Annotated in this window: 11 protein-coding genes and 4 pseudogenes; 11 read left to right on the top strand and 4 right to left on the bottom strand. The window is 52.0% G+C overall.

The features are described from left to right. Positions 1-6: 6 nt before the first annotated feature. Together KQP84_RS06880 and KQP84_RS06885 are read left to right on the top strand one after the other, a co-directional pair. Positions 7-778, top strand: a pseudogene (locus KQP84_RS06880) (FCD domain-containing protein). After that, positions 778-1,236 carry a GNAT family N-acetyltransferase gene (locus KQP84_RS06885; RefSeq protein WP_215848225.1) on the top strand — a complete coding sequence of 153 codons (459 nt, stop codon included), beginning with the start codon at positions 778-780 and terminating at the stop codon, positions 1,234-1,236. Before KQP84_RS06880 ends, KQP84_RS06885 begins: the two are co-directional and overlap by 1 nt. A gap of 36 nt (positions 1,237-1,272) precedes the next feature. Here KQP84_RS06885 and KQP84_RS06890 read toward each other — a convergent pair whose 3' ends face one another. The 4 genes and pseudogenes from KQP84_RS06890 to mutH all read right to left on the bottom strand — a co-directional run bounded on the left by KQP84_RS06890 (position 1,273) and on the right by mutH (position 4,278). Continuing rightward, positions 1,273-2,313: an NADP(H)-dependent aldo-keto reductase gene (locus tag KQP84_RS06890; protein WP_215845713.1), complete on the bottom strand. Its 1,041-nt coding sequence runs from the start codon at positions 2,311-2,313 to the stop codon at positions 1,273-1,275. Positions 2,314-2,452: 139 nt separating this feature from the next. Next, entirely contained in the window at positions 2,453-2,671 is a 219-nt protein-coding gene (locus tag KQP84_RS06895) for a YgdI/YgdR family lipoprotein (RefSeq protein WP_215845714.1), read from the bottom strand. 126 nt (positions 2,672-2,797) lie between these two features. Then, positions 2,798-3,499, bottom strand: a pseudogene (locus KQP84_RS06900) (TerC family protein); the annotation flags it as partial. 101 nt (positions 3,500-3,600) lie between these two features. Further along, complete coding sequence (mutH, locus tag KQP84_RS06905; protein WP_215845716.1) at positions 3,601-4,278, bottom strand: DNA mismatch repair endonuclease MutH; 678 nt, start codon at positions 4,276-4,278, stop codon at positions 3,601-3,603. A gap of 684 nt (positions 4,279-4,962) precedes the next feature. On the opposite strand from mutH, the gene rppH reads away from it, so the two are divergent. From rppH to recC, 9 genes and pseudogenes are all read left to right on the top strand, one after another. Continuing rightward, entirely contained in the window at positions 4,963-5,490 is a 528-nt protein-coding gene (gene rppH / locus KQP84_RS06910) for an RNA pyrophosphohydrolase (RefSeq protein WP_009087042.1), read from the top strand. Between the two features lie 12 nt (positions 5,491-5,502). Beyond that, a complete protein-coding gene (ptsP, locus tag KQP84_RS06915; protein WP_215845717.1) occupies positions 5,503-7,749 on the top strand; it encodes a phosphoenolpyruvate--protein phosphotransferase in 2,247 nt (748 codons plus the stop codon). 119 nt (positions 7,750-7,868) lie between these two features. Then, a pseudogene (gene lgt, locus KQP84_RS06920) lies at positions 7,869-8,749 on the top strand (prolipoprotein diacylglyceryl transferase). Continuing rightward, a complete protein-coding gene (thyA, locus tag KQP84_RS06925; RefSeq protein WP_215845718.1) occupies positions 8,746-9,540 on the top strand; it encodes a thymidylate synthase in 795 nt (264 codons plus the stop codon). Before lgt ends, thyA begins: the two are co-directional and overlap by 4 nt. 195 nt (positions 9,541-9,735) lie before the next feature. Beyond that, positions 9,736-10,206 carry a prepilin-type N-terminal cleavage/methylation domain-containing protein gene (locus tag KQP84_RS06930; RefSeq protein ID WP_215845719.1) on the top strand — a complete coding sequence of 157 codons (471 nt, stop codon included), beginning with the start codon at positions 9,736-9,738 and terminating at the stop codon, positions 10,204-10,206. Further along, positions 10,203-10,730 (top strand): prepilin peptidase-dependent protein, encoded by a 528-nt coding sequence (locus KQP84_RS06935; RefSeq protein ID WP_215845720.1) that lies wholly within the window; start codon positions 10,203-10,205, stop codon positions 10,728-10,730. The genes KQP84_RS06930 and KQP84_RS06935 overlap by 4 nt, the downstream gene beginning before the upstream one ends. Beyond that, positions 10,727-11,131 (top strand): DUF2509 family protein, encoded by a 405-nt coding sequence (locus KQP84_RS06940; protein ID WP_215845721.1) that lies wholly within the window; start codon positions 10,727-10,729, stop codon positions 11,129-11,131. Before KQP84_RS06935 ends, KQP84_RS06940 begins: the two co-directional genes overlap by 4 nt. Next, on the top strand, positions 11,082-11,417 hold the full coding sequence (locus KQP84_RS06945; RefSeq protein WP_215845722.1) for a prepilin-type N-terminal cleavage/methylation domain-containing protein: 336 nt from the start codon (positions 11,082-11,084) through the stop codon (positions 11,415-11,417). Before KQP84_RS06940 ends, KQP84_RS06945 begins: the two co-directional genes overlap by 50 nt. Before the next feature lie 264 nt (positions 11,418-11,681). Further along, positions 11,682-15,058: pseudogene (recC, locus tag KQP84_RS06950) on the top strand (exodeoxyribonuclease V subunit gamma). Positions 15,059-15,101: the final 43 nt, after the last annotated feature.

Consider the following 15,101-nt stretch of genomic DNA (forward strand, 5'->3'; position numbering starts at 1 on the left):
GACAGCGTGGATAAAGCCGTAGCGCCACAAGAAAAAAACAGTATCAGGAAATTGGTCAGCATTTGCGTCAGCAAATCAGTGAAGGTCATTATCCCGTGGGATCGCGCTTGCCGCCCGAGCGTCAGCTGGCCGAAACCTGGGGCGTTAGCCGCACCATCGTCCGTGAAGCCTTGCTGATGTTGGAGCTGGAGGGCACCGTTGATATTCGCCAAAGTTCCGGCGTGTATGTGATGCGCATTCCCTCCGCCAGCGACGACGAAGAAGAGGCTTTTTCCGCAGTGATGTCGGCCCCTTTGAAATGTTGCAGGCACGGCAACTGCTGGAAAGTAACATTGCTGCCTTTGCCGCCAAAATGGCCACCAAAGCGGATATTGAAAACCTGCGTCGCACATTGGAACAAGAGCAACGCGCTATCGCCGCCAACGACAGCAGCCAGGATAATGACAAGCTGTTTCATCTGCTGCTGGCGGGGGCCAGTCAAAATCAGATGCTGCTCGATACCGTAACCAGCATCTGGCGCCATCACGATAGCAGCCCGCTGTGGCAACAGCTGCGCCCGCAATTCGAAACCCGCGCTTACCGTCTAAAATGGCTTGGCGATCACCAAACCATTCTTGCTGCGCTGCGCCGTCGTGACGTGATGGGTTCCTGGCAGGCAACCTGGCAGCATCTGGAAAATGTGAAAAACACTTTGCTGGAGCTCTCTGATGCCGATGCGCCAGACTTCGACGGTTTTCTGTTTGAATCAGTGCCGATTTTTCAAGGGAAGCTAATGTGATGGAAATCCTGCCACTCAGCGCAGTACCGCATTTTGCTGAACAGATTATTGAGTGGCAATGGCGCGCATTCGGTGAAGAGAACAGTCGGGATTTTTTTGCCAGCATTGTCGCCAGCAGCATGACGGGCGCAGAGTTTCCCATCACTTTCGTGGCGGTTGAGGCGGGAAAAGCGCTGGGTACGGCGGGGTTCTGGCGTTGCGATTTGATCAGTCGGCAAGATCTGTTTCCCTGGCTGGCAGCGTTGTATGTGGATGAACACGCACGCGGCAAAGGGTTAAGTGCAGCGTTACAACAACATGTCATTGAGTTCGCGCAGGCACGTGGCTATCCGCATTTATGGTTGTGGTCCACTTTTGGTGACTATTACGAACGCTTTGGCTGGATACCCGCGGGCGACGCGCTGGAATATCCGAATAAATCGGTGCGGCTATATACCCGCGCTTTGACTGGAGAATGAATTGCCAGCCACGAAGCCGCAGCTGGCAAATAAGCATTACGGTGCTGGATAAGTATAGCGGCGATGAATTATTTCTAACTCTTCTAACACGTCGGTACTCAGCGTCAGGTTGAAGCTGTCGATGTTGGTTTTCAACTGATCCAACGTGGTGGCACCCAACAAGGTGCTGGCCACAAATGGCTGCTGACGCACGTAAGCCAGCGCCATTTGGGAAGGATCCAGCTGGTGCTTTTTCGCCAGTTCCACATATTCCGCAATCGCTTTTTCCGACTGCTCACTGCTGTAGCGCGTAAAGCGGCTAAACAACGTATTACGTGCGCCTGCCGGTTTAGCACCGTTGAGGTATTTACCGCTCAATGTCCCGAACGCCAGGCTGGAGTAAGCCAAAAGCTCCACGCCTTCATGCTGGCTGATTTCCGCCAAACCCACTTCAAAACTGCGGTTCAGCAAACTGTACGGGTTTTGTATAGAAACGATACGTGGCAGCTCATGCTTTTCAGCCAGTTGCAGATAGCGCATCACGCCCCATGCCGTTTCGTTTGATACCCCGATATAACGAATTTTACCGGCGCGCACCTGCTCCGTTAAAGCTTCAAGCGTCTCAAGCAGCGTTACCGATGCAGTGTTGTCGCTGTAGTGATAGCCGAGTTTGCCAAAATAGTTGGTTTGGCGCTGCGGCCAGTGCAGTTGATAAAGATCGAGGTAATCGGTATTCAGGCGTTTCAGGCTGGCTTCCAGCGCTTCACGGATGTTTTTACGATCCAGCGCCATGTTCGGACGAATCGACGCATCATTGCCACGCGAAGGACCCGAAACTTTACTGGCCAGAATGATTTTGTCACGGCTGCCACGCTTTTTCAGCCAGCTGCCAATGTAGCTTTCGGTTAAACCCTGGGTTTCCGGGCGCGGCGGCACCGGGTACATTTCGGCGGTATCAATTAAGTTGATGCCGGAACTAACCGCCAAATCCAGCTGAGCATGGGCGTCGGCTTCGCTGTTTTGCTCACCAAACGTCATAGTTCCCAATCCCAACTGACTCACTTCCAGCGTGCTGTGGGGGATACGGTGATAATGCATTGCCGGCTTCCTTTTTCTTTATGGAATGGAATGTTGTGTCCTCAAGGACTATAGCGCGAGCAACAGCGGGGAAGGAAGGGGGAAATTCGGGAAATTGCCTGCCAGCGGGGAATTTGCGGCAGGCTACGTAATTTCGCACTTAACGCTCAATGATGGTCGAGACCTCATCACCGTTAATCTGCATATCATGTCCTGACTGATCGGTGTATTGCACCAGCCCGGTTTCTTTATCAATGGCCGGTTTGCCTTCGGTCATGATCATTCGACCATCTTTCGTCGCCATCACATAATCTGAACTGCATCCGCTTAATGTCGCTGCGGTTACCACCAAAAATAGTACGCCAACCAACCCTTTCATCACTCTTCGTCCTCACGCTAAATCAACAGCAAACAGTGTAGTAATAAATTGTTTTGCTGGCTGGGTTAATCGCATGAATCCGAAAAGCATTGGGCGAGCATGCTCGCCCTTGACAACGTTACGCCGTTTTTTCTTGCTGCGCAATAAGTTCAGGCACTCTACCGCGATGGCAAAGAACATGGCGAAATAGATGTAACCTTTTGGTACATCGATGGCAAATCCTTCCAAAATCAGAGTAAAGCCCACCAAGAGTAGGAAGGAGAGTGCCAATATTTTTACCGAAGGATGTCGCGCCACAAACTCGCCAATAGTGCGCGCAGCAAACATCATCAGCAGCACAGAAATCACGACGGCGGCCATCATAATGAACAGATGATCGGAAAGGCCCACCGCGGTAATAACAGAATCAAGGCTCAAAATGATGTCAAGCATCATGATTTGTACGATCGCGCCAAAAAAGGAGTGCACATTTGTTTGCTGTTCTTCTTCACCACCTTCAATGGTTTCGTGAATCTCCTTGCTGGATTTCCACAGCAGAAACAGGCCACCAAACAATAAGATCAGATCACGCGCCGAGAAGGCGTGATTCATTATGCTGAAGAGGGGATGGGTGAGTTTTATGACCCAGGCAATACACGCAAGCAACAGCAGGCGCATCACCATGGCACCCACTAAACCGAGGCGACGTGCGCTGGCTTGCTGGTGTTGGGGCAGTTTTGCAACAACTAAAGAGAGAAAAATGATGTTATCAATTCCCAACACCACTTCCAAAATGGTCAAAGTTCCCAGAGCCAGCCAGGCATTGGGATCGGCAATCCACTCAAACATGCGTACATTCAATCCTAAACGAAAAGTAAACGGTAATTATACGCAATCACTTCAGGTGGCTCTTCGCCAAAATGTAACATTTCACTGGTAGGAACAGCACATTAAAGCAAAAAGTGGCGGGCCAGCAGCGGGCCGGTAAAACTTTTCTTGAGATAAAATCCACGCGGTAATGTCAGGATGGGCTGGCCGTGATCGCCAATGCCTTCGGTCAACGCTTTGCTGTTAGCTGCTTTAGGACGTATTTGTAGCCAGGCACCGTGACGTGCTGTGATGCGTTCGACCTGACCCAGCACAATCATATCCATCAATTCTTCCCAATCCTGACGCAGCATTTCATCTTCGTCAGGACTTGGGCTCCACAGTAGCGGAGCACCGACACGTCGCTCACTTAAGGGAATAGTCCGTTCGCCTTCAACCGGAATCCACAATACCCGCGCCAGCTTATGACGCACATGGCTGGTTAGCCAGGTGACGCCGCTGTTACCGGTAAGCGGTGCCACACAGACAAAAGTGGTTTCCAGCGGTTTGCCAGATGCATCAATGGGGATGGTTTTTAATTCGATACCAAGGTGAGCAAAATCCTGCTCCGCTTTACTTCCCGCGCTTGCCCCCAGATGCCTCTCCAATAGCATGCCAACCCATCCTTTGTCGCGCTTGAGGTTAGCGGGCATTGGCAAGTCTGCTTTTGCAGCAAGCGTTTCCAGCGTTAAACCGGCCAATCCCTGGGCGCGTTTCAACAAGGTCGCTTCGTCTTCAGGTGGTCCGGGAAGATGATTCATGTTAACAACTCGAATTGGTTAAAAAATGAGCAATTATCCGTGGCGGTTTCTTTTCCACAAAAATTAGCAGCATTGGGTGCGCATAATAGCATGATAGATCGTGCTTTTTTGCTGCCCTCTATTTCTCCGTCTCAGGCTGCACGAAAGGTTATCCCAACTTGCTACCAACAATGAACAGGATCACAACCCTACTTATCCACAGAAAAATGGGATAACACCCCTTTAAAGCAAGCACTGGTTCCATTTACAGCCTTGACTTCTGGTTTTGTTAACAGATTTTGACCGGTTTGGCCTAAGGTTAAGCACTTATCTGTGGATAAAAAGGTATGCGGTGGATCTTTCACCAATTGTAAGAATTGACGGTTTTTACCCTGTAAATTTAAGGTGGATAAAGGGGGTTGTGACTTACTTTTTATATATATATCAAAGAAATGACTGTTTGTTTTAGTGAGTAAGATAAGAATCGTCTCAACATGTTATTCAGTTAACTCCCGCGTTCTGCACAAAGCTATCCACAGAAAAGGTGAATAAGATCCTTTTTTCGACCCTTAATTGTTTATAACTTGGGGTCACGCTGTGAGTTATCCCTGTGTTATTCCGTTTCACCCCGCTAATCCAGTGGTTTACCGTCTGTAAGGAGTGTGAAACAATCAGGCTATTCAAATTTAGCTTTGAGGTAGTCCGGTGATCGATGATGATGGCTACCGCCCGAATGTTGGTATCGTAATTTGTAACAGGCAGGGACAAGTATTATGGGCCAGGCGCTTTGGACAGCACTCCTGGCAATTTCCTCAGGGAGGCATCAATCCTGGTGAAACCGCTGAACAGGCGATGTATCGCGAACTGTTCGAAGAAGTGGGGTTACACCGTAAAGATGTTCGAATACTTGCATCTACCCGTAACTGGTTGCGCTACAAGTTGCCAAAACGTTTGGTGCGTTGGGACACAAAGCCGGTATGTATCGGCCAGAAACAAAAGTGGTTTCTTCTGCAGTTGATGTGTAATGACGCGGATATTAATGTGCAGCACAGCAGCACGCCGGAATTCGATGGTTGGCGCTGGGTGAGCTTTTGGTATCCGGTGCGTCAGGTTGTCTCCTTTAAGCGCGATGTTTATCGCCGCGTAATGAAGGAATTCGCTGGCGTGGTGATGTCTATGCAGGAGAGTGCAGGGCAGCGAAATAATCCTGCCCATCGACGTAAGAGAGGATAGGCCACGCCCTTTATGCTCACTCAGTTGCGCGAAATAGTAGAAAAAGTGGCGAGTGCACCGCGTCTGAATGAAGCACTCGACATTCTGGTCAATGAGATCTGTTTGGCGATGCAAACGGAAGTCTGTTCCGTTTACCTCGCCGATCACGATCGTCGCTGCTATTACATGATGGCTACGCGCGGACTCAAAAAACCGCGTGGCCTCACGGTGAAACTGGCTTTTGACGAAGGCATCGTTGGGCTGGTTGGCCGCTTAGCCGAACCGATCAACCTCGCGGATGCGCAAAGCCATCCCAGCTTCAAATTTATCCCCTCGGTAAAAGAAGAGCGCTATCGCTCTTTCCTCGGCGTACCGATTATCAGTCGTCGTCAGCTGCTTGGCGTGTTGGTCGTACAGCAGCGCGAACATCGTCAGTTCGACGAAAGCGAAGAATCTTTCCTTGTCACGCTAGCAACGCAAATGGCAGCGCTGCTGTCGCAGTCACAGCTGGGCCAGCTGTTTGGTCAATTTCGCCAAACGCGGATCAAAGCAATTGCCGCTGCGCCCGGCGTCGCCGTAGCGCCTGGTTGGGTGGATGAAACCCAGCCGCTGCTTGATCAAGTTTCTGCTGCCTCGACATTAGATACGCAGCGGGAACGCGAGCGCTTATCGCTGGCGATGAGTGAAGCCGCTAACGAATTCCGCCGTTTCAGTAAGCGCTTTAGCGCCAGCGTGCAAAAAGAGAGCGCCGCGATTTTCGATCTCTATTCGCATCTGTTGACCGATGCGCGGCTGAAAAAGGATCTCTTTGACGAGATTGAACGCGGTTCGGTCGCTGAGTGGGCCGTTAAAACGGTAATCGAGAAGTTCGCTGAGCAGTTCGCCAGTTTAACCGACAGCTATTTGCGCGAGCGGGCAGGCGATCTGCGCGTGTTAGGCCAACGATTGCTGTTTCACCTTGATGATTCATTGATTGGCGCCAATGCCTGGCCGGAACGTTTTGTATTGGTCGCGGATGAACTCACTGCAACGACGTTAGCTGAACTGCCGCAGGAGCGTATCGCTGGCGTAGTCGTACGTGATGGCGCGGCCAATTCTCACGCCGCCATATTGACGCGCGCGATGGGCATTCCAACGGTCATGGGCGCGGATATCCAACCGCATCAGCTCAATAAGCGTTTGCTGATTGTTGATGGCTATCGCGGCGAAATATTGATTGATCCTGAACCGGTGCTGGTGCAGGAATACCAACGCCTAATCAGCGAAGAAAACGCGCTGAGCAAGATGGCTGAAGGTGGCGTTGATCAGCCCGGTGAAATGAAAAGCGGCGAACGCGTGCAGGTCATGCTCAACGCCGGTTTAAGCGCCGAGCATGAACAAGCACTAGGCAGCTGGGTTGATGGCATTGGTCTGTATCGCACCGAAATTCCGTTTATGTTGCAAAACGGCTTCCCTTCTGAAGAAGAGCAGGTCGCGCAATATCAAGGCATGTTGCAGCTGTTCCACAATAAACCCGTGACGCTGCGCACGTTGGACGTTGGCGCCGATAAACAGCTGCCATACATGCCCATCAGCGAAGAGAACCCTTGCCTCGGCTGGCGCGGAATTCGCCTGACGCTCGATCAGCCCGAAATCTTCCTGGTGCAGGTGCGGGCGATGCTGCGTGCCAACGCGGCGTCCGGTAATTTAAGTATCTTGCTGCCGATGATTAGCCATATCGACGAAATCGACGACGCAAAGCGCCTGATTGAGCGCGCCGGTCGTGAAGTCGAAGAGATGTTGGGTTACACCATTCCGAAACCGCGCATTGGTATCATGATTGAAGTGCCGTCGATGCTGTTTATGATTCCGCATCTGGCGTCGCGTGTCGATTTCGTCTCTGTTGGTACCAATGATCTCACGCAATACCTGCTAGCGGTTGATCGCAATAATACCCGCGTCGCGAACCTTTATGATTCCTTGCATCCCGCGATGCTGCGAGCGCTGCAGACTATTGCGCAGGAAGCCCATTTAGCGAAGCTGGAGCTCTGCCTGTGTGGTGAAATGGCTGGCGATCCGATGTGCGTTGCGCTGCTGGTCGGGTTGGGTTATCACCATCTCAGCATGAACGGTAAAAATGTACCGCGAGTGAAGTATCTGCTGCGCCATCTTGATTATGAAGAAGTGCAGAAGCTGAGTGAGCAAGGATTGAAAGCGCATACCGCAACTGAGGTACGTCATTTGGTCTCAGCATTTATGGAGCGGCGTGGATTAGGTGGTCTGATCCGTGGCGGTCGCTGACCGATAATCCCGTTTACATTTGTGCGCCAATTCGCAAAACCGGCTGTGCTATTATGCGCAGCCTTTACTTTATGTGCCTGTCGCCCGCTATTTAAGGGCTGAAAAATGAACGGTGAATGATGAATAACGGCTATATCGCATTTCCTCAATTTGATCCGGTGATCTTCTCGATCGGACCAGTTTCGCTTCACTGGTACGGTTTGATGTATCTGGTCGGTTTTATTTTCGCCATGTGGCTGGCGGTGCGTCGCGCCAATAAGCCAGGCAGCGGTTGGAAAAAGAGGAAGTGGAAAACCTGCTCTATGCGGGTTTCCTGGGTGTGTTCCTCGGTGGCCGTATCGGTTACGTCTTGTTTTATAACCTGCCACTGTTTCTGGAAAATCCCCTTTATCTGTTTAAGGTCTGGGACGGCGGCATGTCGTTCCATGGCGGTTTGATTGGCGTTATCGTCGTGATGCTGTGGTTTGCGCGTCGTACTAAGCGCACTTTCTTCCAGGTTTCAGATTTTATTGCTCCGCTGATTCCTTTTGGATTGGGCGCAGGCCGTCTGGGTAACTTTATCAACGGTGAGTTGTGGGGACGTGTCGATCCCAGTTTCCCACTCGCGATGCTGTTCCCGGGTTCACGCAGCGAAGATGTCGCGCTGGCCGCAACCAACCCGCAATATCAGGCGCTGCTGAATACTTACGGCGTGCTGCCGCGTCATCCCTCGCAGCTTTACGAACTGATTCTTGAAGGCGTGGTGTTGTTCATCATCCTCAACCTGTTTATTCGCAAGCCGCGCCCGATGGGCAGCGTGTCTGGCTTGTTCCTGATCGGCTATGGTGCATTCCGCATTATTGTGGAGTTTTTCCGCCAGCCCGATTCACAGCTTGGCCTGTTCGACGGCGGCATCAGCATGGGGCAAATTCTCTCCATACCGATGATTGTCGCCGGGATTATTATGATGATTTGGGCGTATCGCCGTCGTCCACAGCAACAATTTCGTGAGGAAAAATGAAACAGTATCTGGACCTAATGCAACATGTGCTGAATGAAGGCACGCCGAAAGCTGACCGTACCGGCACCGGCACGTTATCAATTTTTGGTCACCAGATGCGTTTCAATCTGCAAGAAGGTTTTCCGCTGGTGACCACCAAAAAGTGTCATCTGCGCTCTATCATTCATGAACTGTTGTGGTTTCTGCAGGGTGATACCAACATTGGCTACCTTAAAGAAAACAAGGTCTCCATTTGGGATGAGTGGGCTGACGAGAATGGCGATTTAGGCCCTGTTTACGGTAAACAATGGCGCAGTTGGGGAACGGCTAAAGGTGAAGAGATTGATCAAATCACCAAGGTTGTTGAACAACTGAAAAGCGATCCCGATTCGCGTCGTATTATCGTTTCAGCGTGGAATGTTGGTGAGCTGGATCAAATGGCGCTGGCACCCTGCCATGCGTTTTTCCAGTTTTATGTGGCAGACGGCAAGCTCTCCTGCCAGCTGTATCAACGCTCTTGCGATATCTTCCTCGGCCTGCCGTTTAACATCGCCAGCTATGCGTTGTTGGTGCACATGGTGGCGCAGCAGTGCGATCTGGAAGTGGGTGATTTCGTTTGGACCGGTGGCGATACGCACCTGTATAGCAATCATCTGGAGCAGGCGCGTCTGCAGTTAACCCGCGAACCGCGTCCGCTGCCAAAGCTGGTAATTAAGCGTAAACCTGCTTCGCTGTTTGATTATCAGTTCGATGATTTCGAGATTGAAGGCTACGATCCGCATCCTGCAATTAAAGCGCCGGTCGCTATCTAAACGTTAATCTTCAAGATTCAAGCCTCGGCGTTGTTGACCACGCCGGGGCTTTTTTATGGTTTTACTGCGCATTTTTTCGAGCTCGCTCGCAGCGCGATGTCCCGCGTTGTAATCCCCTCGCTGAGGTTGAGAAACCTCATCCAGAACTCGACAGACACCCTTGTTTGACGGGTTAACAGCGAGCAAGCTGCCGCCATGAAAACAAAAATCCCCTACGGTTTTACGCTGCCCGAACTGCTGTTTGTTATGGTGATCGCGGGCATTCTCAGCATTGGCGCATTGCAGGGCTGGCAACGCTGGCAGCAGCGCCAGCAATTACGTGACACTGCACAACAGTTGCAGGGCTTTTTGCTGCGCTTGAGAGCGCAGGCCAACTGGCAGAACCGCAACCTGATTTTGTGGTCGCAAACGGCGATCCCTTGGTGCATTGGCAGCGGAGCCAGGCAACCCGAAGGCTGCGTTATGGGCAAGCGACTGCACTTCATCGTGCCTGACAACGGCGTAAAACTGATGGGGGTTCGCGGTGAGCCTGGTTTTTATGGCCGACGTAATGTGGCGAAAGCCGGCAGCATCGAAATCGGCAATGAAGCGGGTCGGTTGCGGCTCATCATTTCAGCCAGAGCCCGTATTCGCGTGTGTCAGGCTGGTGAAGAGGGGTGTGAATGAAGATGGCCGGATTCAGCCTGCTTGAGATGCTCATCGCCATGGCAATTAGCGCGGTAATGATGATCAGTGCCGGGCGGTTTCTGCCGCTGCTGCTGGGAGAAAACCTAAAGTTGCAGCAGCGAGTCCAGCTTCGGCAGGAGCTAATGCAAATGATCTCAACGCTGGAAAAAGCAGTGCGGCGTGCCGGTTATTGCAACGGCGAGTGCAGCGGCAATGGAATCAAGATCTCCAGCAATTGCTTGTTAGTACGTTGGGATGAGAACAGCAACGGTAAATGGGAGGCGATTAACCACAGTGAAAGCGATTATTACGGCTATCGTCTGCGGCAGAATCAGCTTGAAATGCAACGTGGTGTTGATGCCTGCAATGGCAACGGCTGGGAACGACTTTCCGATCCCGCTTTTCTTACTGTGGAAACATTCAGCGTGGCGCAGGAAGGTAGGCTGATCAAAGTATTGCTGCAGGGCCGCGCCGGTCCCTGGCTTGAAACACGCGAAAGCTGGATTGAGGGCGAAAACTTGTGAATCAACGCGGCAATAGTGCTCTGGGCATGGTGCTGATGATTCTACTCATGGGAAGTATCACGCTGCATGCCAGCCGCGAAATGTTAGGGCAGGGGATGGGGCTGGTGGCAGATGAGCAGCATTTCATTCAGGATTTCTGGCGTGCTCAGTCTGCACTGCAATGGGGTATGACGCTGAACTGGCCCGCCACGAAAGCGTTGCATTGCCAACAGGAAACCAACAACGGTTGGCGTAGCTGTATTATGCGAGGTGAAAATGGAGATGTCCTGCTCAAAGGTGAAGGCAGCGGCAGCGAGCTGGCGCTCTGGCATTGGGTATCGGCGCAGGAAAATCACATCAAGGCGCTACCGCATGGCTGGATTGATTATTGCCCGCTATCGAAACCTGAACTCTGTCCGTAATGCGGGTGGCTTCAGCCTGCCAGAAGCATTATTTGCTCTGCTGTTAATGGCATTAAGCAGCAGCGCACTGTTGCAGTATCATCGGGCATTAAACCTCGGTTTTAGCCAGCAGTGGCAGCAGCGTGAAGCCTGGCGCGTTGCCGGACAACGTTTGATTGGGCGAGAAACTACAGGATGGCAAAGCAGCTTACAGCGCAGCGGTGGACCAAACGGTTGTACGCTGGAGCGCGCTGAAGTCAGCGGACCGCATCAGCGTTCTGCAACCTTGTCACGGCTACGTTGTTAATCCAGTTAATATAGCGGTGATACTTCAAGCTACCCGCGCGTTGGCTGCGCTTGCCGTGACGCCGCCCACCTATCTGAGCCAGCTTCCGACGATAAGCGAGCTTACCCTCTTTCTGCAGCTCGCATTATTTAGGGTATCAGCAAGCAAATTGCCCCTTTTTATGGGCATCAATCCCGATACGCGGTAGAGTTATCCCGCCGCATTTGATGCGCTATTCGTACAGCACAACAGCAGTAATGCCTCGTTCCATCACCAGGAGTTTTCATGTTTCACGTTTATCACTCTAATCAGCTTGATGTTCTTAAGATTTTGGCGGCTGCGGTGATTAAACATGATCCTCTTGATGATCCTTTTGCTTCAGAGATGGTGCTGGTGCAAAGCCCGGGTATGGCGCAGTGGCTGCAAATGGAACTGGCGCAAACCTTTGGTATTGCGGCTAACATCGAATTCCCACTGCCAGCCAGCTTCATCTGGGAAATGTTTGTTTGCGTGCTGCCGGACATTCCGGTTGAAAGCGCTTTCAGCAAAGCCAGCATGAGCTGGAAGCTTATGCACCGTTTGCCGGTGTTATTGCAGCAGGATGAGTTTCTCTCGCTGCGGCACTACCTCACCGATGACGCCGATAAGCGTAAATTATTCCAGCTCAGTTCACGCGTAGCGGACCTGTTTGACCAGTATCTGGTGTATCGCGCCGACTGGCTTAACCGCTGGGAACGTGGCGAAGTGATTGAGGGATTAGGCGAGGCGCAGCAGTGGCAGGCAGCATTGTGGCGCGATTTGGTCGTCTATACGGACGCATTGGGCCAGCCGAAATGGCATCGTGCTAATCTCTATGCACGTTTTATTCAGACGCTGGAAACGGCCCACAGCACGCCGGAAAATTTGCCAAAGCGCGTATTTATTTGCGGCATCTCGGCGTTGCCGCCGGTTTATCTTCAAGCGTTACAGGCGCTAAGCCGCCATGTCGATATTCATCTGCTGTTCACCAATCCATGTCGCGATTATTGGGGCGACATTCAGGATTATGCCTTTCTGGCAAAGCTGCAAAGTCGTCAGCGCCGTCGATATGATGCCGATGAGGCGCGTGGATTATTCCGCGATGCGGCACAAGCACCGGCGCTGTTCAACGCATCGGGCGAACAGCAGCTAACCAATCCGCTTTTGGCATCATGGGGCAAGCTTGGCCGCGATAATCTTTTTCTGCTTAGCCAGATGGAATCAAACGACGACATTGATGCCTTTGTCGATGTTGAACAAGACAATGTACTGCACTGCATACAGCACGATCTTCTTAACCTGCAAGACAATGCCATTATTGGTTTGAACGCTGAGGAACTGGCCTTTAGTGGTAATAAACGCTGCCTTGAGGCTGATGACCGTTCTATTTCGATACAGGTGTGTCACAGCGCTCAGCGAGAAGTTGAAGTGTTACAGGATCATTTGCTGTCGCTGATGGAGGCCGATCCGCATCTCAAAGCGCGTGACATCATTGTGATGGTGGCGGACATCGACAGCTATGCACCTTTCATCCAGGCGGTGTTTGCGAATGCACCGGCGGAACGTTATCTGCCGTTTGCTATTTCTGACCGCCGCGCCAGTCAGGCGCACCCGTCGATTGTCGCTTTCCTTCATTTACTGGCACTTCCCGACAGCCGCTTTGTTTCAGAAGATATTCTGGCGCTGCTGGATGTCCCCGCGCTGGCTAATCATTTTTCCATTGATGAAAGCGGATTACGGCTGTTGCGCCGTTGGGTTAGCGAGTCGGGTGTACGCTGGGGTCTGGATGATGCCAGTGTTGAAGCGCTTTCGCTGCCCATTACCGGTCAACATACCTGGCGCTTTGGTTTGCAACGCATGTTATTGGGCTATGCCATGGAGAGCCATAATGGCGACTGGGAAGGCATACTGCCCTATGACGAATCCAGCGGGCTGGTGGGTGAACTGGCAGGGCATCTGGCCGAATTGCTGGCACGACTGAATCACTGGCGCGAAATACTGGCGCAATCCCGCCCGTTAGATGAATGGTTGCCGCTGTGCCGTGAAATGATTAATGCCTTTTTCAGTGCCGATGCAGAAGCCGAAGCGGCATTGCTGTTGGTTGAAGAGCAGTGGAAGCAATTGATCGAGTATGGGATGAGTGCACGTTTTGATGAGGCGATTCCCGTGACGCTGCTGCGCGATGATCTGCGTGGACGCCTTGATCAACAACGGATTAGCCAGCGCTTTTTGGCGGGTCCAATTAATTTTTGTACGCTGATGCCAATGCGATCTATTCCCTTCAAAGTGGTTTGTTTGTTGGGAATGAATGATGGCGTTTATCCACGAACATTAGCACCGCTGGGTTTTGACCTGATGCAGCAGCAGTCGCGTAAAGGCGACCGCAGCCGACGTGACGACGACCGTTACCTGTTTCTTGAGGCGATGATTTCGGCTCAGCACCAGCTTTACATCAGCTACATTGGTCGGGCAATCCAGGATAATACGGAACGCTATCCCTCCGTGCTGGTCACAGAACTGTTGGAATATATCGGGCAAAGTTTTTATCTCGACGGCGATGAAGAGTGTGAGTTAGATGAGAGCGCCGAACGCGTGCGTGCACATCTGGAACATCTTCATACCCGGATGCCTTTCGCGGCAGAAAACTTTCAGCCCGATTCTCGCAGCCAGAGCTTTGCCCGTGAGTGGCTGCCCGCCGCTTTGGGTGAGGGTCAGCCCCAGCCAGACTTTGTTCAACCTTTGGATGTACCAACGCTGGAGTCACTGACGCTGGATGCCTTTTTACGTTTCTGGCGTCATCCGGTTCGGGCATGGTTTCATCAGCGACTGGGCGTAAATTTCTGGTTGGAAGATAGCGAGTTGCCGGATACCGAGCCGTTTGCGCTCGACAACCTGGAGCGCTATCAAATCAACGCTGAATTACTGAATGCGCTGGTTGAAGGTGACGATACTGAGCGACTTTATGCGCATCATCGCGCTGCGGGTAATCTGCCTTACGGCGCGTTTGGCGAACTGTTCTGGCAAGCGCAGCGTGAGGAGATGCAGGAAGTGGCGGCAGAAGTTTCCTCCCAGCGTAGCGACGGAGAAAACTGGGAGATAACGCTGCAACCTGGAAATGTTCCCTTAACCGGTTGGCTAACGCAGGTGCAAAGCGATGGTCTGTTGCGCTGGCGCCCTGGCGTGCTCAATATGAACGATGGTTTGTTATTGTGGTTGGAGCACTTGGTCTACTGCGCATTGGGCGGAACAGGCACTAGCCGGATGTATGGACGTAATCACAGTCGCTGGCGTTTCCCCGCCATTGCCGCAGACGCCGCGTTAGAAGCGCTGGCGCATTACGTTGAAGGTTTCCGCCACGGCATGAGTCAGCCGTTGATGCTGCTTAACAAAAGCGGAGGCGCCTGGTTAGAGGCAAGCTACGACAAAAAAGCCAGCAGTTGATGACGGACGAAGCCACGCAACTCAAAGCCCGTAACCGGTTACTGCAAGCGTGGGTGGGCGGTTATCAAGTCGAGGGAGAAGGTGGTGATCCTTATTTGCAACGCCTGTGTCGGGTATTAGATGAGACACAGTTACAACAAATAACTGAGGCCGCAACACAGTGGTATCTGCCCGTGTTGCAGGCACATCAGGATGATGATTAGCAGGTCAGAGAGCGCATGCGCTTAATGGCAAAACAGTAAGTTT

The organism is Candidatus Pantoea bituminis (assembly GCF_018842675.1).
Classification (GTDB): domain Bacteria; phylum Pseudomonadota; class Gammaproteobacteria; order Enterobacterales; family Enterobacteriaceae; genus Pantoea; species Pantoea phytostimulans.